15 protein-coding genes are annotated in these 17,088 nt (G+C 69.6%); 5 read left to right on the forward strand and 10 right to left on the reverse strand.

Going from position 1 to position 17,088, the window contains the following annotated elements:
- Positions 1 to 21: 21 nt before the first annotated feature.
- Both ACQHIV_RS27385 and ACQHIV_RS27390 read left to right on the forward strand, forming a co-directional pair.
- A complete protein-coding gene (locus ACQHIV_RS27385) occupies positions 22 to 1,266 on the forward strand; it encodes a CehA/McbA family metallohydrolase (RefSeq protein ID WP_427886418.1) in 1,245 nt (414 codons plus the stop codon).
- A gap of 931 nt (positions 1,267 to 2,197) precedes the next feature.
- Positions 2,198 to 2,620: an NYN domain-containing protein gene (locus tag ACQHIV_RS27390; protein WP_427886420.1), complete on the forward strand. Its 423-nt coding sequence runs from the start codon at positions 2,198 to 2,200 to the stop codon at positions 2,618 to 2,620.
- Positions 2,621 to 2,762: 142 nt separating this feature from the next.
- Here the strand turns inward: ACQHIV_RS27390 and ACQHIV_RS27395 are convergent, their stop codons facing one another.
- The 8 genes from ACQHIV_RS27395 to ssd form a co-directional block, all read right to left on the reverse strand.
- Entirely contained in the window at positions 2,763 to 3,383 is a 621-nt protein-coding gene (locus tag ACQHIV_RS27395) for a response regulator transcription factor (protein WP_344188696.1), read from the reverse strand.
- A gap of 182 nt (positions 3,384 to 3,565) precedes the next feature.
- Positions 3,566 to 4,384, reverse strand: coding sequence for a pilus assembly protein TadG-related protein (locus ACQHIV_RS27400; protein WP_427886423.1), 819 nt, complete (start codon positions 4,382 to 4,384; stop codon positions 3,566 to 3,568).
- Positions 4,381 to 4,908 carry a TadE family type IV pilus minor pilin gene (locus ACQHIV_RS27405; protein WP_427886425.1) on the reverse strand — a complete coding sequence of 176 codons (528 nt, stop codon included), beginning with the start codon at positions 4,906 to 4,908 and terminating at the stop codon, positions 4,381 to 4,383. The genes ACQHIV_RS27400 and ACQHIV_RS27405 overlap by 4 nt, the downstream gene beginning before the upstream one ends.
- A 111-nt stretch (positions 4,909 to 5,019) precedes the next feature.
- Positions 5,020 to 5,499, reverse strand: a complete 480-nt coding sequence (locus ACQHIV_RS27410) for a DUF4244 domain-containing protein (protein ID WP_427886427.1) — start codon at positions 5,497 to 5,499, stop codon at positions 5,020 to 5,022.
- Between the two features lie 93 nt (positions 5,500 to 5,592).
- The gene (locus tag ACQHIV_RS27415; protein ID WP_427886429.1) at positions 5,593 to 6,309 is read right to left on the reverse strand and encodes a type II secretion system F family protein; all 717 of its coding nucleotides are present in this window, start codon (positions 6,307 to 6,309) and stop codon (positions 5,593 to 5,595) included.
- Positions 6,310 to 6,395: 86 nt separating this feature from the next.
- The gene (locus ACQHIV_RS27420; protein ID WP_427886431.1) at positions 6,396 to 6,887 is read right to left on the reverse strand and encodes a type II secretion system F family protein; all 492 of its coding nucleotides are present in this window, start codon (positions 6,885 to 6,887) and stop codon (positions 6,396 to 6,398) included.
- A gap of 617 nt (positions 6,888 to 7,504) precedes the next feature.
- A complete protein-coding gene (locus tag ACQHIV_RS27425) occupies positions 7,505 to 8,668 on the reverse strand; it encodes a TadA family conjugal transfer-associated ATPase (RefSeq protein ID WP_427886433.1) in 1,164 nt (387 codons plus the stop codon).
- Between the two features lie 468 nt (positions 8,669 to 9,136).
- Positions 9,137 to 10,489, reverse strand: a complete 1,353-nt coding sequence (gene ssd / locus ACQHIV_RS27430) for a septum site-determining protein Ssd (protein WP_427886435.1) — start codon at positions 10,487 to 10,489, stop codon at positions 9,137 to 9,139.
- 236 nt (positions 10,490 to 10,725) lie between these two features.
- Between ssd and ACQHIV_RS27435 the strand changes: the two genes are divergently transcribed.
- Both ACQHIV_RS27435 and ACQHIV_RS27440 read left to right on the forward strand, forming a co-directional pair.
- Positions 10,726 to 12,465, forward strand: coding sequence for a glycosyl hydrolase family 18 protein (locus tag ACQHIV_RS27435; RefSeq protein ID WP_427886437.1), 1,740 nt, complete (start codon positions 10,726 to 10,728; stop codon positions 12,463 to 12,465).
- Between the two features lie 28 nt (positions 12,466 to 12,493).
- Complete coding sequence (locus tag ACQHIV_RS27440; protein ID WP_427886438.1) at positions 12,494 to 14,035, forward strand: cellulose binding domain-containing protein; 1,542 nt, start codon at positions 12,494 to 12,496, stop codon at positions 14,033 to 14,035.
- Between the two features lie 19 nt (positions 14,036 to 14,054).
- Here the strand turns inward: ACQHIV_RS27440 and ACQHIV_RS27445 are convergent, their stop codons facing one another.
- Together ACQHIV_RS27445 and ACQHIV_RS27450 are read right to left on the reverse strand one after the other, a co-directional pair.
- Entirely contained in the window at positions 14,055 to 14,804 is a 750-nt protein-coding gene (locus ACQHIV_RS27445; protein WP_427886440.1) for a hypothetical protein, read from the reverse strand.
- Positions 14,805 to 14,892: 88 nt separating this feature from the next.
- A complete protein-coding gene (locus tag ACQHIV_RS27450; protein WP_427886441.1) occupies positions 14,893 to 15,780 on the reverse strand; it encodes a LysR family transcriptional regulator in 888 nt (295 codons plus the stop codon).
- Positions 15,781 to 15,851: 71 nt separating this feature from the next.
- On the opposite strand from ACQHIV_RS27450, the gene ACQHIV_RS27455 reads away from it, so the two are divergent.
- A complete protein-coding gene (locus ACQHIV_RS27455; RefSeq protein ID WP_427886443.1) occupies positions 15,852 to 17,063 on the forward strand; it encodes an MFS transporter in 1,212 nt (403 codons plus the stop codon).
- Positions 17,064 to 17,088 lie beyond the last annotated feature (25 nt).

Genomic DNA, 17,088 nt, shown 5'->3' on the forward strand with positions numbered 1-17,088 from the left:
GCACGCCTGGAGACCTAGCTGATGGCAGTCACGTCGTACCGCCGGCGTTGGACCCTCGACGACCGCGCCGAATCCGTCTGGCACTCGCTGCCCGTCGACATCCCGCCGGACTGCCCCGGCCTCCTCGTCACCCTCACCGTCCCGCCGGTCGACGGCGCAGTCATCGACCTCGGCTGCGAGGGCGCCGACGGCTGGCGCGGCTGGTCCGGTGGCGCGCGCCAGACGTTCGCGATCACCCCCGACGCCGCGACCCCCGGCTACCTCCCCGGCGAGCTCGAACCCGGCACCTGGTCGATCGTCCTCGGCCTCCACCGAGTACCCGTCGAAGGCGTCGAGCTCCTCGTCGAAGCAGTCACCGGTCCCGTCACCGTGATCCCCGGCCTGATGGAGTACGCCGACGCCACGGCCGCTGTCGCCGTACCCCCGCGCCCACCCCGCCGTACCCTGCCTGCCTCGTCCGGCTTGAAGTGGATCGCCGGCGACTTCCACGCGCACTCCCTGCACTCCGACGGCTCCACCCCGATCGCCAACCTCGCGGCCCTCGGCGTCTCGGCCGGTCTCGACGTACTCGCCGTCACCGACCACAACACCGTCGCCCACCACACCGAACTCCCCGCCCTCAGCGACCGCTTCGGCATCGGGCTCATCCCCGGCCAGGAAGTCACCACCGACACCGGCCACGCCAACGCGTTCGGCGACATCGGCTTCATCGACTTCCGTCGCCCCGCCGCCACCTGGGTCTCGGAGGTCGCCGCCCGCGGCGGCCTCCTCTCCATCAACCACCCACTCGGCGGCGACTGCTCCTGGCGCCACCCACTCCCCGAACACCCACCCCTCGCCGAAATCTGGCACTCCTCCTGGCTCGACCACACCTGGGGCGGCCCCGTCGCCTGGTGGCAGGCCTGGGGCCTCGAAACCGCCCCCATCGGCGGCAGCGACTGGCACAACCCGACATCCCTCACCCCACCCGGCACCCCCACCACCTGGATCGCCGTAGACGCCTCCGCCGAAACCCCCGCCGACCTCGTACCCGCCACCCTCGAAGCCCTCCGCGCTGGCCGAACCGCCCTCTCCTGGTCCTACAACGCCCCCGTCCTGGTCCGAGCCAACGACGAACTAATCGCCCTCAACGCCCCCAACACCCTCGTAATCACCCCCGACGGCACCCGCCACCCCATCCCCACCCCCGAAACCCACCTACCAGCCACCCCCGGCCCCCACCTCCTAATAACCCACACCGGCCACCTCCTCTCCACCTGCACCTAACCCCGCCCCCACCCCAACACCACTCGCCCACCCCTGCCCGTACGACCGGCGCCGCGCCACGACACCCCGCCCCACGCACCACCACCCCTCACCGCCCGCATCACCACACCGCCCGAGCCACCACACCGCCCGCATCACCACACCGCCCGAGCCACCACACCGACCGCACACGGCCACCGCCCGTACGAACCGCGCCGTGCCGCGCCACCGCGCCCCGCACCACCGCATCCCGCACGACCCAGACCACCGCACCACCGCACGATCTGCACCGCTGCACCGCCCGCACCCGCGCACGCGCACGCGCACGCCAGCAACTCGAGCAGCCCGCCCCGGGTCGGGTCCGCGCACCTGCTCGGCCCGGCGCCGACCCCAACCACGCCGCCCACATCACCACACGACCCGCACCACCACGCCGACCGCACCCGCACGATCCGTCCCACCGCACCTCCCGCACGCCAGCAGCCCGAGCGCCCCACGCTGGTCCGGGTACGCGCACCTGCTCAGCCGACGCCGACCCGACCACGCCGCACACCACCACCCGACCCGCATCACCGCACCGCCCGCACCACCACACGGCCCACACCGCCCACACCGCCCACACCGCCCACACCACCCCACGACCCGCACCACCGCCGCAGCACCACACCGCTGCACCACCCGCACCCCGCACCGCTGCACCGCCCGCACCCGGCAACCGAAGCAGCCCGCGCTCGGTCGGGTCCGCGCACCTGCTCGGCCGGGGCGACCCGACCGCACCACCGCACGACCCGCACCACCGCACGACCCCGCACGACCCGCACGACCGCCACCGCACGACCGCGTCGCCGGCGCCGCCACAGAAGCCGCACGCAGCTCGCCCCAACGCACCGACCCGCCGCCGACGTGACCACCAGCCGCGGCGCCCACACGTACTCACGTGCAAACTGGACCGATGGACAGCGAGCCGACTCAAGTAATCGTCGTCGACGCCGCGAACGTGATCGGCTCCCGCCCTGACGGCTGGTGGCGAGACCGCGCCGGCGCAGCCCGCCGCCTCCTGACCCGCCTCTCCGCGTTCCAGGCCCAGTCCCCCGACACCACCGTGATCGTCGTACTGGAAGGCGCCGCCCGCCAAGCCACCTCAGGCGACACCGCCCCGACAAACCTCGAGGTAGTCCTGGCCCCCGGCTCCGGCGACGACACCATCGTCGCCGTCACCCAAGAAGCCGCCACCCGCCAGCCCCACCCCACCATCACGGTAGTAACCGCCGACCGAGCCCTCCGCGACCGCCTAACCCCCACGGGCGCCACCCCCACCGGCCCCAACTGGCTCCTATCCCAACTAGACGCCCTTCCCCAACGGCCCTCGGCCTAAATCCACCCCACTCAACGCCGCAGCAGCCCGACCGCACACCTCAACCGCATCGCGCACTCTCCCAACAGAGAGCACCGCCTCCGAGGCGCCGTACGTCCGGACCGCTCGCACACACCCAGCGGTCGAGCCGACGCACCGCCAGCTAGTCGAGCAGCCAACCGTTCTGTTCAGCCACCTGTACGGCGTCGGACCGTGTACGCGCACCCGTCTTACCAATGGCAGACCACAGCCGCGTACGCACCACGCGCTCCGACACGTCCAGCTTCCGCGCCATCAACGACACCGACCCGCCATCACGTGCGGCGCGCAGCGTGTCGGTCTCCTCCTCATTCAGCGGAGTCTCCGAATACCGCAAGTTCTCCGCCGCGAGATTCGCATCGACCACCCGCAGCCCAAGGTGCACCCGCCGTACGGCATCCGCCAGCTGCGGCGCCGGGCTCCCCTTCAACGCGAACCCCTTCGCCCCCGCATCGAGTCCCCGACGCATGTGCACCGGACGCCCGTACGTCGTCAACATGACGACCCGGCACTCTGGCATCGACGTACGCAGCTTGGTGGTAACCGTGATGCTGTCGTTCCCCGGCCCGCCGGCATCGACCAGCGCGACGTTCGCCCGATGCCGTTTCGCGGCACCTACGACGTCGTCGGAACGGTTGAGCTCGGCAACGATCTCCAGATCGCGCTCACGCTCCAGACCGCTACGAAGCAAGCCTCGGCTGAGGATCTGGTCATCGACCAGCAGCAGCCGAATCCGGTCGGGCAAGCGAGCCTCCGAGGTAACCGTCCGGGCGCCGGGGAAGTACGTCCGGAAATGAGCAGTACTCGGTTCCCGATGATGGAACGCTGCCGCATACGCCGTCCACATCAACGCGGCATCTCTACCAGATTGCGACCAGATCGCGACCACACCAGAACCCACCGCAACAATTGCCTGACACCACAGGCTCACACCGGCCCCGCCCGAGCACGTGCCGTAAGCGTAGGCCGCACCACCCGAAGATCCACTTCCACCGAAACCTCAACAGTCACCGCATCCGCCACAACCTCACACCCAGCAATCCGAACCCCATTAGCCACCGCCACCCGCCGCGCCACCACACAAGCCCCCACACCCGGACCACCAAGCGCAGCCTGCGCATCCGGCGTACCCACCACCCGCGGCCCCAACGCACCAGGGCCGGCAGGCGATGCGTTCAGAGCCTGCGCTGCACTGAGAGCAGTCAAATCCGCCGCAGCAGTCAACTTATGGCGCGCCGTAGAAATCGCCGACCAGAGAACAGCCACCGAAAACACCGCGAACAACAGCACGGCAACAAACAACACCTGCAGCGTCGCACTCCCACACTCAGACCGCCCCACACGACCACGCCTCACACCACCTCGACCCGCCTCGACCTCAGCCGTCCTAGCACGACTCGTCACATCGTGAGGCGTTCCAGCACGACCGGTTCCAGCACGACCGGTTCCAGCGTGAGCGGTTCCAGCGTGCGAGATCCCAGTACGACCCGACCTATCGCGAGGCGTGTCAGCACGAGCGGATCCAGCACGGATGGCGCCCGAGGGCAGGCCCCCGAAGCAGCGATCGCCGGACTGTGGCATGCCCGAGCGCGGGCTGCGGGAACGCGGACTACCGAAGCGCGGCATACCCGAGCGCGGGCTGCGGAAACGCGGACTACCGAAGCGCGGCACGCCCGAGCTCGGCGTGCCCAAGTCCGGCTGCTTGGGATGCGGCGTCCCGGCACGCGCTCTGCGGGAGCCGGTCATGGCGTGCCGGGCTCGGATTCGAGGGTGGCTTTGGCGGTGAGCTGCGTGGGTGTGATGAAGGCCAGGAGTGGTGGGTTGTGGGTGGGCTCAGCTGTCACGGTGACATGGATGTCTGAGTCATCGCGGGTGATGGTGATCGTACCGGTGGGCACCGTGCGATGACCGATCGCTTCCGCCTCTTCAGGTGAGTCGCCTCGCGCCACAGCACGTGCCACGTCGCGGGCGGCGTCGATGCAGCGAATGTTCATCATGACCAGGCCGATGATCCAGATCCCCAATACCAGCAGGGCTATCAGCACAGGGAGCACCATGGCCATCTCAGCCGTGACCGCTCCTCGGTCACCTCTTCGACCCCGAGCCCTCCTGCGCCGCCGTCTAGGGACGATCCGGCCGCCGAACGCGCTCTGCTCGTTGACGACAGGCCCACCGTCGGCCCCCGTGCCGCTCGCGACGGCGACAGCGTCGGGGCTCGAGGAGGTGGTCTGGAGGACAGGGAGTGGGGTGGCGGAGGTCTGGTGGTGCATTGGGGCTCCCGGGTGGCGGCCGGCCGGGAGGGGGAGGGCCGACCGGCCGCCGGATTGAGGGGTAGAGCCGGATGTGATCAGGTACGGCTCGATTGCGGGTTGGCGGTCGGGTTAGAGGTGGACGCCTTCTACGCCGGCGAGTTTGAGGCCGAAGTTCACGATTCCTTTGAGGACGGTCTGCATTGCGGGGGATCTCAGGAGGGCGACCATTGCGCCGCCGAAGCCGCAGACGCCGACGATGAGTACGGCGTACTCGGCGGTTATTGCACCTTTGTCTGAGCGGGGTCTGCGATGCCGGATCGTCTTGGCGGGAAGGGGAATGGGCGCGTTGGCGGTGGGCGTGATTGGGATGGGTGCGTCGGGGAGGAGCGGACTGCAGTTGGTTGCCGTTGCCGCGGAGGTGTTTGAACTGGGGCCGGCGAACTCGGGGATGAAGGTCGGGGGCAGCGGGTCGCGCTGGCCGGCGCTGGCGGGTTGCTGCTTCGCGCCAGATGGGTGGGAGGGTGCGGGGGCGAGTGTTGGGTGGGTTCTGATGGCGGGTAGTGCGGCGGGTGTTGCTTGGGGGCTGGTGGCGGGTGCTTGGGTGGGCATTTTGCCTCCTGCTGGCGGAGTGTTGGCGACTCGACAAAGAACATGCCGTTGTTGGGTCGCCTTTTTTGTAAGGGCTTTTGAGTTGTGGATAAGTCAGGGGTGGAGCAGGAAAGGGATCAGGGCGTCGGCGATGGTGGGGACGATTGAGAGGAGGACGAAGGCGGGCAGGAAGCAGAGGCCTAGGGGGAGGGTCGCTCGGGATTCGGCGGAGCGGGCTTGTTGGTCGGCGGCGTGGTGGTTGGCGCGGCGGGTTTCGTCGGCTAGGTGCTCGAGGGTTTTGGAGAGGGGCGCCCCGGAGCGGAGGGAGCGGGAGATTGCTCGGGCCATGGGCGCACAGGAAGGTTCGGAGTTGAGGTGGGACCAGGCGGTGGTTGGGTCGGCGCCTAGGGCTAGGTGGTGGGCGACCTTGGTGAAGGTGTCAGCGAGTGGCCCGGGGAGGGCTTCTGCAACTAGGGCGAGGGCGTGTTGGGGTGGGCGGCCGGCTCGTAGGGAGGCGGTCAGCAGGTCTATGGCTAGGGGGAGATCGTTGGAGATCTGTTGGTTGCGTTGCCTGGTGGCTGCAGGTTCTAGACGGGACAGGGCTTTGGGGATCGCGTAGTAGGCGATGACCGCAGGGATGAGGCCCCATGGGAAGCCGAGGAGCGTAAGCGCGCCTAGGGCGGCGGCGGTTGCGGCTAGGCGGTGGGTGCGTGGAGGGCGGGGGTTGGTGCGTTGTCGGGGCGGAGTCAGGCGGCGGAGGTCGGGGTGGGGCGGGATGAACAGGTAGGTGCTTAGGGCAACTGTTGCTGCGGCGGCGAGGGCTTGGGGCATGTGAGGTCTCGTTGAGTACGGCGGCTGACGCCGGGTGTGGGCCGGTGAGAGCGGATGTGGGGGGTTTGGGGCGTGGGGCGTGTTGGCTATGGGGGTGGGGTGGAGAGGCGGGTGGTCCAGTGGAGGCCTGTGGTGGTTAGGAGGAGGCCTGTGGTTAGGCAGATGTAGCCGGGTGGGGTGGTGGTTAGGAAGGTGAGGGGGTGGGCGCCTAGGGCGTAGCCGAGGGCTATGCCGGCGGTGGGGAGGGTGGCGAGGATTCTGGCGGTGGAGCGGGCTGTGGCGAGGCTGGCTTCGGTTTGGCGGTGGATGGCTTCGTCGGCTCGGAGGGAGTTGGCGAGGCGTTCGGTGAGGGCGGCGAAGGTGGCGCCGGATTGTTCGGTGACTCGCCAGGCGGCTGCGAGGGCTCGGAGGCTGGTGGCGCCAGGGGTGGTGGCTGCTTTGGTGAGGGCGGTGGGGACGTCGGCGCCGAGTTTGGCGGCGGCGTGGACCGGTTGGAGGTCGGGGCTGATGGAGGCGGCGCCTTCCAGGGCGGCGATTGGTGGGCGGCCGGCTGTCAGGTCGGCGGAGAGGACGTCCAAAGCTTCGATGATGGTGGCGCGGCGGGTAGCGATTGTCTTTTGGCGTTGGTGATGGGCTCGTTGGTTGGCGGCCAGGAGGAGGACTGCGGTGATGGCGAGGGTGGAGACGAGGGCTTGGGTGCTGATGAGGGCTGCGGCCGCTGGTGGGAGGAGGAGCCAGGGGCGGGCCAGTCGGGTGCGGAGGTGGCGGCTGGCTGGTTGAGTGCGCGTGGCTTGGGTGCCTGCGGGTTGGGTTTGGGTGAGGTCGGTGCCCGGACGTTGTGTGCGGGTGAGCTGGATGCCCGGGAGTTGAGTCCGGGCGGAATCGGTGGTCGGCGGCTGGGTGTGCGTGAGGTCGGCGTTCAGCTGTTGGGTGCGAGTGAGGTCGATGTTCGGCTGTTGGGTGTGGGTGAGGTCGGTGTTCGGAGGTTCGGTGTGGGTGGGATTGGTGCCTGGAGGTTGGCGGTGGGCGAGCCAGCGGCGGGGGCGGGTTGGGTGACGGCGGGGTTGTCGGGGGGTTAGGCGGTGGAGGGGTGAGCGGGGTGGGAGGGCGAGGGTGGCGGTCAGGAGGGCTAGAAGGGCGGCGGCGAGGGGTGGACTCATGGGGAGGGCCAGGAGGGCGACTAGGACGGGTGGGGTCATGAGGTGGGTTGGAGGGTGGTGAAGAGGTGAGCGGCGGGGTGGAGGGTGTGGGTGTTGTCGGGGTGGAAGGTGATGGCTGGTTCGGTGGTGAGGGGTGCGTTCGGGGGCTTGGTGAGGGTGTGGATCTCGGCAATTCGGCGGCGGCCGGTTGGGGAACGGGTCAGGTGGATCACTGCGTGGAGGGCTGACGCCGCTTGGCTGTGGATGGCGGGTTGGGTGAGGCCGGCCAGGGCGCCCAGGGCTTCGAGGCGGGCGGGGACGTCGGCGGCGGAGTTCGCGTGGATGGTGCCGCAGCCGCCTTCGTGGCCGGTGTTGAGGGCGGTGAGGAGATCTACTACCTCGGGGCCGCGGACCTCGCCGACTACCAGGCGGTCGGGCCGCATGCGGAGGGCTTGGCGGACCAGGTCGCGGAGGGAGATCTCGCCGGCGCCTTCGATGTTGGGTGGGCGGGCTTCGAGACGGACCACGTGGGGGTGGTCGGGGCGGAGTTCGTTGGCGTCCTCTACCAGGACCAGGCGTTCGGCGGGGTTTGTGAGTGAGAGCAGGGAGTTGAGGAGGGTTGTCTTTCCGGTGCCGGTGCCGCCGCTGATCAGGAAGGCGACGCGGGAGTCGAGGAGGTCGTGGAGGATGGCGGCACCGGCTGGGGGTAGGGCGCCGGCGGCTATCAAGTCGTCGAGGGTGAAGACCTTGCGGGACGGGATGCGTAGCGAGAGGCAGGTTCCTGGGGCGGCGATGGGGGCCAGGACCGCGTGGAAGCGGGTGCCGTCGGACAGGCGGACGTCGACGTACGGGGTGGAGTCGTCGAGGCGGCGGCCGGCTGCGGCGGCCAGGCGGGTGGCCAGGCGGCGGAGGGCTTGCTCGTCGCCGGTGCGGATCGCGACGAACTCGAGGCCTTGGCCGCGGTCGATGTAGACCTCGTCCGGGCCGTTGACCAGGATGTCGGTGACGCCGGGTTCGGCGAGCAGGCTGTCGAGTGGGCCGGCGCCGAGTGCTTCGCGGCGGAGGGCGGTGACGACTGCGAGGACCATTGCGTCGCCGTAGATCGTTCCGTCGGCGCGGAGGGCGGCTGCTACGTGCACGGGGGTTGGTGGGGCGCCGGTAATGGCGAGGGTGCCTCGGACGCGGTCGAGCAGGTCGTCGGGGACGGCGGTGATCGTCATGTGAGCTCCAGAGAGGTGACGGCGGGCGGGGCGTCATGGGCGGCGGCAGTGGTCATGTGGGACAGGGAATGCGGGCGGGGCTTGGCGGGCCGGGGAGGCGGGACCGGTCGTTCGGGGGGCGGTGTTGATCAGCTCGGGCTGGTGCGGGGAGAGGGGCGGCGGGCAGCAGCGCCTGCGCAGCGGGGTGGGGACGCGGGAGTTGACGAGGTCGGGAGGCGGGGTGGTTGCGGTGATGCGTCGCCAGGTGGCGTGGGCGGGGACGCGGGGCGGTCGTCGGGCGGTGGTGTTGGTCAGGTGGGGCTGCGGGGGCGGGCTGGCCGGTGGGGGTGGGGCTGGCGTGTGGATGGAGGTCGGGTGGGCAGGTGGGGCAGCGTCGGAGGTGGGAGCGGGCGGGCGTTGAGGGGCGGGTGAGGCGGTAGGGCGCTGGTGGGGTGGGTCGGCGTGGTGGGCGAGGGGTTGTGTGGGTGGTTAGGTGGGGAGGGGGAAGAGGTTTAGGAGGGTGGTGGCGGCTTGGGTTAGAGGGCTTCGGCGGTGGGGGGTGAAGTGACCTTCGTCCATGGCGGTGGGGATTTTGGGGTCTGTGCCGAGTTTGGTTGCTAGGGGCAAGGAGAGGTGGGTGGCGACGTCGAGGGGGGAGAGGCCGGGGCGGGAGGATCGGGCTACTACGCGGAGGTCGCCGGCGACGGAGCGGAGGGGGCCGGAGAGGCGTTTGGCGGCGGCTACTGAGCGGACGTCGCAGGGGACGACGAGGAGGGTTGCGGTTGCTCGGATGAAGCCTTCTTCGACGGCTGGGTCGGCGCGGCGGGGTAGGTCGAGGACGACCAGGTCGGCGCTGCGTTGGGCGGCGCTGATGACCGAGCTCATCGTGTCCGGGGGCAGGACCGTGACGTCGGACTGGTCCCAGGAGAGGACTGCCAGGCCGTCGACCGACGGGAGGGCTGAGCGCAGAGCGGCGGCGCTGACGCGGCCGGAGGCGTTCAGGAGTTTGGGCCAGCGGTCGCCGGGGTCGCGCTCGATGCCGAGGGCGAGCTCGATGCCGCCGCCGAGCGGGTCGCCGTCGATGAGCATCGTCCGTAGGCCGCGGCGGTTGCCGAGCACCGCGACCGCGGCGGCCAGGGTGGTCGCGCCTGCTCCCCCGCAGCCGCCGACGAAGGCCAGCGTGACAGCGGTGCGGGGGACGCCGTCGAGCGCGTCGGCCAACTTGCCGGCGAGCAGCGGCTCGTCGGCGGGTAGGCGGCAGATCAGGTCGGCGCCGATGGCGAAGGCGGCCTGGTTGAGGCTGTCTGGGTGGTGGAGGTCGGCGGCGTCGTTGGGGAAGGCAGGCTGGTGGAGGTTGTCGGCGTGGTGGACGTCGGCGGCGTGGTTGGGGTTGGGCGCGTGGTGGAGCTTGTCGGCGTGGTGGTCGTCGGAGGTGTGGTGGAGGTTCCGGGCGTGGTTGAGGTCGCCGGCGTTGTGGGGGTTGCCGGCTCGGTAGAGGTCGCTGGCGTCGTGGGGGTTCGCAGCGTTGTGGGGGTCGGCGGCGTGGTGCGGGTCGGCGCCGATGGCGAAGGCGACGGGATGGGGATTGGCGGCGTCGTGGGGGTTGGCCGCGGGGTGGGGGTTGGTGGGTGGTGGGGTGGGGGTGGCTATGACGACGCCGTGGCGGTGGGGTGGTTGGGCGCGGGCCAGGGGTTGGGCGAGGTCGGCGCCGATGACGATGAGGGACGGTTTGTGCCAGTGGAGGCGGACGGTGCGGAGGTCGTGGGCGATGTGCGGCGTGACGGAGGCGGCCGCGGCGAGTCGGAGGAGGTCGTCGAGCAGGGCTTCGTCGGTCGTTGCCATCAGCACCGATGGTGGTGGTGGGTTGGTGTCCATGCCTAGAACATGCCGTTCTTCGAGGGGTTGCGGACACGGCATCGGATCCCTGTGGACAAAGGGCTGTCGGGTTTCCGTCAGCAGCGGGAACCCGCCACGACGAGCCCGAGACCAACACGCCCCGAACGGTTACGGTTCCTTTCGAAGCGTCTTTAACTAAATTTCACCGGACCGCTTCCGTCCCATCGCTCCGGAGGAACCTGATGAGTCGATTGCGCACGCTCGCAGCCACCGCCGCCGTCGCGGCAACCGCCCTGATCACCGCCGCCGGCGTCTCTCTCGCGACCCCGGACGCCACCGCGGCCAACGCCGCCACCGCAGCGCCCCAGGCGACCAGCGGGGGCGTCAAGACGGCGTACTTCACCCAGTGGGGGATCTACGCCAACGGTTTCTACCCGAAGAACCTGGTCACCACCGGTGCCGCCGGCAAGCTCGACATCCTGAACTACGCCTTCGCGAACATCGACCCGGCCAGCCACACCTGCTTCATGGCCAACAAGGCCGCGTCCCAGGACGAGAACAACCCGAACGCCGGTGACGGTGCCGGTGACGCGTTCGCGGACTACGGCAAGTCGTACGGCGCGGACATCAGCGTCGACGGGGTCGGCGACGTGTGGAACCAGCCGATCCAGGGGAACTTCAACCAGCTCAAGAAGCTCAAGGCGAAGTACCCGAACCTGAAGATCCTGATCTCGATCGGCGGCTGGACGTACTCGAAGTATTTCTCCGACGCCGCCGCGACCGACGCGTCCCGCAAGGCGTTCGTGAGCTCCTGCCTGAACATGTTCCTGAAGGGCGACCTGCCGGTGATCGACGGCTTCGGCGGCGCGGGCTCCGCGGCCGGGATCTTCGACGGCGTCGACCTCGACTGGGAGTACCCGGGCTCGCCCAACGGCCATGTCGGCAACCACTACAGCGCCGCCGACAAGCAGAACTTCACGTCGCTGCTGGCCGAGTTCCGCGCGCAGCTCGACGCGTACGGCGGCCAGACCGGCAAGAAGTACTACCTGACCGCGGCCACCCCGGCCGGCCAGGACAAGATCGCGAACATCGAGACCAACAAGGTCGGGCAGTACCTCGATTACAACAACGTGATGACGTACGACATGCACGGCGGCTGGGAGGCCACCGGGCCGACGAACTTCCAGGACCCGCTGTACACGGCGCCGAACGACCCGAGCAGCCCGATCCCGCCGGGACAGGGCAAGTACTCGGTCGACTCCGCGGTGAAGGCGTGGACGACAGGTGACTCGGCGTACGGCATCCCGGGCGGGTTCCCGGCGAACAAGCTGAGCATCGGATATCCCTTCTACTACAGGGGATGGAAGGGCGTGCCGGCTACCGACAACGGGAAGTACCAGACGGCGACCGGGCCGGCTGACGGGCATGCGTTGAGTGGAAACGTGCCTGGGGTCTCGTTCTACAAGGAGCTGACCGGCTTCGTGGACAACCCCTCGGCAACGCACTTCGACGACGCCACTCAGTCGAGCTGGTTCTACAGCAACGGCACGTTCTGGTCCGGGGACAACGCCCAGTCGATCAAGGCGAAGGCCGACTACCAGCACTGCAACGGGCTGGCCGGCGCGATGATGTACTCGCTCGAGGCACTGGACGCGGGCGTCACGCTCTTCAACAACGTGGTCGACTCCGTCAACGCGAGCACAGCCGGCTGCAGCGGGCCGCCCACCACCCCGCCCACCACGCCGCCGACGACTCCCCCGACGACACCGCCGACCACGCCGCCCACAACCCCGCCCACGACTCCCCCGACCACGCCCCCGACCACCCCTCCGGGGCAGGCGTCGCCGTGGGCGCCGAACACGGCGTACGCGACCGGTGCGCTCGTGACGTACGACGGCGTCACCTACAAGTGCATCCAGGCACACACCTCCCTGGTCGGCTGGGAGCCGCCGAACGTCCCCGCACTCTGGGGACGGGTCTGATCACGTACCGCCCACTGATCGGAGAATCATGAAACGCATCTCTCTGGCGATAGCAGCCATCGCCGCGGTGGTTGTCGCGCTGCTGACCGCGCAAGCGGCCAGTGCGGCAGGAGTCACTGCCAGCTTCACGAAAGTGTCCGACTGGGGCACCGGCTTCGAGGGGAAGGTAACCATCACCAACGGGACCACCAGCTCGCTCAGCACCTGGTCGGTCTCGCTGGACTTCCCGTCCGGCTACAACGTCACCAGCACGTGGGACGCGAACCACACCAGCAGCGGCCAGACGCACACGTTCACCCCGCCGAGCTGGGCCGGTCCGCTCGCTCCTGGCGCGACCGCGTCCTTCGGCTTCAACGGCAGCCCGGGCAACTTCCCCGGCATCGCCTCGTGCCGGTTGAACAGCGGCTCGTGCTCCGGCGGCGGAGGCGGCACCGTCCCCGGCGCACCCACAGGTCTGTCCGGTACGGCGTCAGGTACGTCCGTCAACCTGAGCTGGTCCGCAGCATCCGGCGCGACGAGCTACAACGTCTACCGCAACGGTACGAAGGTCGGTTCACCGACAGGTACGTCGTACACGGACTCGGGCTTGTCCGCGAACACGTCGTACAGCTACCAGGTCAGCGCGTCCAACGGTGCGGGGGAAGGCGCCAAGAGCAGCAGCGTCTCGGTGACGACCGGCACCGGTGGCGGCAACACCGGGTCTCCGCAGGCCGCGCCGTACCTGTACATGGGCTGGGGCGACCCGCCGAGCCCGGCGACCGTGATGAACGCGACCGGCATCAAGGCATTCACGATGGCGTTCGTGCTCTCGTCCGGCGGCTGCAACCCGGCCTGGGACGGCAGCCGTCCGTTGCAGGGCGGCGCCGACGCCAACGCGATCGCGGCGATCCGGGCAGCCGGCGGTGACGTCGTACCGTCGTTCGGCGGTTGGAGCGGCAACAAGCTCGGCCCGAACTGCAGTACGCCGGAAGCACTCGCCGGGGCGTACCAGCAGGTGATCAACGCGTACAGCCTGAAGGCGATCGACATCGACATCGAGAACTCCGACGAGTTCGAGAACGAGGCCGTGCAGGACCGGATCCTGACCGCGCTGAAGATCGTCAAGCAGAACAACCCGGGGATCAGGACGATCGTCACGTTCGGTACGTCGACGACCGGCCCGACGTACTACGGCAACCGGCTGATCGACCAGTCGAAGGCGCTCGGCGCGGACATCGACGTGTTCACGCTGATGCCGTTCGACTTCGGCAGCTCGAACATCTACAACGACACGGTGGCCGCGGAGCAGGGCCTGAACAACAAGCTGAAGTCCACCTTCGGCTGGACCACCGCGCAGGCCTACGCGCACCAGGGCCTCTCCGGCATGAACGGCCTGTCCGACCAGCAGGAGATGACCACCACCGCGACCTGGCAGAACATCACCAACTGGGCGAAGAGCAACGGGCTCGGCCGGCTGGCGTTCTGGTCGGTCAACCGCGACCGCGGCTGTGCCGGCGGCGGTGTGGTGTCGAACTGCAGCGGCATTGCCCAGGGCGACTGGGACTTCACCCGCATCACCGCGGGCTTCTAGCCGGAACGGCTTGGTCGTCTCAGCTGGACTTGATGGCTGAGACGATCAGGCCGTTGCGGGCGTTCTGCCCGAGCGGCCTGGACGGGTGCAGGCCGTCGCGGAGCAGCCGGGACAGCCGGTTCGGGCTGGACGCCAGGTGCTCGGCCCAGTGCACGATCCGCAGGTTGTCGTGCCGGCGTGCGCCTTCCGCGAGCTGCAGGTTGATCCAGGCGCTGTTGCGCTGGTCCGCGACCTTGATGTCGGGTCCGAGCGCCGTCCGCGCCGCCTGGATGTTCACCCAGTACACGGTCCGCTCGTCGCCGACGATCTGCATGGTCCGCTCGATCTGGGCGGCGACCACGGGCGGGACGAAGATGTCGTTCGAGCCGACCGACATCACGATCCGGTGCGGCAGGCCGTACTGCGCCGCCCAGGCCTCGAGCGCGTCGACCGCGGGGGTGACCGGACGGCCGGCCCAGCTGTGGACGGCCATGTTGATGCCGAGCTGCGCCAGCTGCCGGGCCAGCGCGGGACCGTCCTGGACGCCGATGCTGTCGCCGAACATGAAGACGCCGTCGGTCTCCCGCGTGCGGCGGATCTGGGCCTCGTTCGAGATCGCCTTGGCGAAGCCCTCCCAGGCGCTGAGTACGCCGGAGCCGTACGCACCCGGAGAGATGGCCGCACTCGCCTCGACCGTGCTGCCGGCCGCAACCGTCGACGCGGCCGCCGCGGTTCCTGCGGCGAACAGCAGCCGGCGACTCGGCCGGAACCCACCCAGACGCTTCCTCACGCAGGCAAGGGTGCGGCGGAAAGCCCTCTCTCTGCAAGTCGACACCGGGAAAATCGGACGAACGCTACGAAAGTCACTGCTCCGGCAGTCAACTGGTCGTCACCGGGCGGGATCGCACGAACGCGCGGAATCGCTCCGCCGCGGGCGTCAACGGCGTACTCGACCGCCAGGCCATCCCGATCTCCCGCTGCGCCCGTACGCCGGCAAGCGGAACCGGGACCGCGCCGCTGTCGTTCCCGCGGACCGCGCCGGCCGGGAGGATCGCTACGCCGAGCCCCGCTCCGACCAGGCTGTCGATCGTCGCCAGGTCGGTTGCCTCGAACGCCAGCTGCGGGCTGAACCCCGCCTCACGGCACAACCGGTCCGTCACGCGCCGGAACCCGAACCCAGGCTGCAGCCCCACGAACGCCTCGTCGCGAGCCGCCTCCAGCTCGACGCGACGCCGCGAGGCGAGCGCGTGACCGGGCGGTACGTGCAGCAGCAGGCGTTGCCGCTCCAGCAGCTGCCAGCCGAACCGCGAGGGGTCCGGCCGCGGCGCGATGATCGCGATCTCGGCCTCCCCGCTCTCCAGGTCCTGGACGATGTCGTGCGCCGGTTCCTGCCGCAGCTCGAACTCCACGTGCGGCGCCACCGCGCGGAACGCCTTGAGCAGGTCCGGCATCAGGCTGGTCGCCACCGAGTGCAGGAACGCGAGCCGGACCGTCCCCGACTCCGGGTCGAGCAGCGCGTCGATCCGGCGCTGCGCGGTGTCGACCGCCGCGGTCCCCGCCCGCGCCGCCTCCAGCACCAGCCGCCCGTACGGGTTCAGCCGTACGCCGCGCCGCTCCCGCTCGAACAACGGCACCCCGAACGCCCGCTCGACGCGCTGCAGCGACCGGGTCAGGTTCGGCTGGCTGGTCCCGAGCGCCGCGGCCGCCTCGGTGAGGTGCTCGGTCTCGGCCAGCACCACGAACCACCGCAGATCCTCGACATGCATACGGAAATGGTATCGATTTCTGCTGAGATCGACATTTTACGTATCGCCCGAACAGTGCGACCGTCGAAGACATGCACCAGTCCGTCGCACGCCGGCCGGGGTACCTGCCCGGCGACCCGGAGTACCGCAAGCTGTCCGTCGCACTGTTCGCGGCCGGGCTCGCGACGTTCGCCCTGCTCTACAGCACCCAGCCGTTGCTGCCGGAGCTGGTCACCGCGTTCCACGTCTCCCCCAGCCAGAGCGCGTTCAGCGTGTCGTTCGCCACGTTCGGCCTCGGGTTGGCCCTGCTGGTCGCCGGCCCGGCTTCAGAGGTCCTCGGCCGCACCAACCTGATGCGCTGGTCGGTCGCGGCGACCTCGCTCTTTGCGCTACTCAGCGCCTTCGCGCCCAGCTGGCACCTGTTGCTCGCCCTACGAGCCCTGCAGGGGATCTCGATGGCCGGGCTCCCAGCGGTCGCCATGGCCTACCTGCGCGAAGAGGTCCACCAGGACAGCCACGCCCGCGCCAGCGGTCTCTACATCGCCGGTACGGCGGTCGGCGGTATGGCGGGTCGCCTCATCGCAGGCGGGCTCTCCGACCTCGGCGGCTGGCGCTTCGCGACCGGTGGGATCGCCCTGGTCGGCGTACTGTGTGCGGCCGCCGTCTGGCTGCTCCTGCCCGCGTCGCGAAACTTCCGCCCCACCCAGGCGCGACTGTTCTCGAGCAGGGTCCTGCGGGATCCGGCGCTGCTCGCGCTGTACGGGATCGCCGCGACAGCGGTCGGCGCGTTCGTGGCTGTCTACAACGGCGCGGTGTTCCGGCTGTCCGGTTCGCCGTACCTGTTGAGCGCCGGCGCAGCGGGGCTGGTGTTCTGCGTCTATCTGCTCGGCTCGGCCGGCTCAGCGACCGCAGGGACGTTGGCCGACCGCTATGGCCGGCGCAAGGTGGTTCCGATCGGCTGTCTGATCACCCTGGCTGGTGTGGCGATCACCCTGGCCGCACCGCTCCCGCTGATCGTGCTGGGGCTCGCCGTGATGACAGCCGGGTTCTTCGCGGTGCACGGGGTCGCCAGTGGATGGGTGCCGGCGCGAGCACACGCCAGCGGTGTCGGGACCGGCCAAGCCTCGAGCATGTACCTGTTCTCGTTCTACCTAGGTTCCTCGGTGTTCGGAGGCCTCGCCGGTACGGCGTGGAGCCGGGCGCAGTGGACCGGGGTCGCGGCCGAGGCCGGTGGACTGTTCGTGGTGACACTGGTCCTCGCGCTGCTGCTGAAGAACGTTCCCAGCCGGGTGCAAAACCAGTAAACAGGCTTCCCGTAGGTGCGAAACT

It is taken from the genome of Kribbella polygonati, assembly GCF_050320105.1.
Lineage (GTDB): Bacteria > Actinomycetota > Actinomycetes > Propionibacteriales > Kribbellaceae > Kribbella.

Bases quoted from the DNA above. Each gene is read 5' to 3' on its own strand.
- ACQHIV_RS27385 (WP_427886418.1), top strand. From the start codon at position 22: ATGGCAGTCACGTCGTACCGCCGGCGTTGGACCCTCGACGACCGCGCC.
- ACQHIV_RS27390 (WP_427886420.1), top strand. From the start codon at position 2,198: ATGGACAGCGAGCCGACTCAAGTAATCGTCGTCGACGCCGCGAACGTG.
- ACQHIV_RS27400 (WP_427886423.1), bottom strand. From the start codon at position 4,384: ATGACCGGCTCCCGCAGAGCGCGTGCCGGGACGCCGCATCCCAAGCAG.
- ACQHIV_RS27405 (WP_427886425.1), bottom strand. From the start codon at position 4,908: ATGCACCACCAGACCTCCGCCACCCCACTCCCTGTCCTCCAGACCACC.
- ACQHIV_RS27410 (WP_427886427.1), bottom strand. From the start codon at position 5,499: ATGCCCACCCAAGCACCCGCCACCAGCCCCCAAGCAACACCCGCCGCA.
- ACQHIV_RS27415 (WP_427886429.1), bottom strand. From the start codon at position 6,309: ATGCCCCAAGCCCTCGCCGCCGCAGCAACAGTTGCCCTAAGCACCTAC.
- ACQHIV_RS27425 (WP_427886433.1), bottom strand. From the start codon at position 8,668: ATGACGATCACCGCCGTCCCCGACGACCTGCTCGACCGCGTCCGAGGC.
- ssd (WP_427886435.1), bottom strand. From the start codon at position 10,489: ATGGCAACGACCGACGAAGCCCTGCTCGACGACCTCCTCCGACTCGCC.
- ACQHIV_RS27435 (WP_427886437.1), top strand. From the start codon at position 10,726: ATGAGTCGATTGCGCACGCTCGCAGCCACCGCCGCCGTCGCGGCAACC.
- ACQHIV_RS27440 (WP_427886438.1), top strand. From the start codon at position 12,494: ATGAAACGCATCTCTCTGGCGATAGCAGCCATCGCCGCGGTGGTTGTC.
- ACQHIV_RS27450 (WP_427886441.1), bottom strand. From the start codon at position 15,780: ATGCATGTCGAGGATCTGCGGTGGTTCGTGGTGCTGGCCGAGACCGAG.
- ACQHIV_RS27455 (WP_427886443.1), top strand. From the start codon at position 15,852: ATGCACCAGTCCGTCGCACGCCGGCCGGGGTACCTGCCCGGCGACCCG.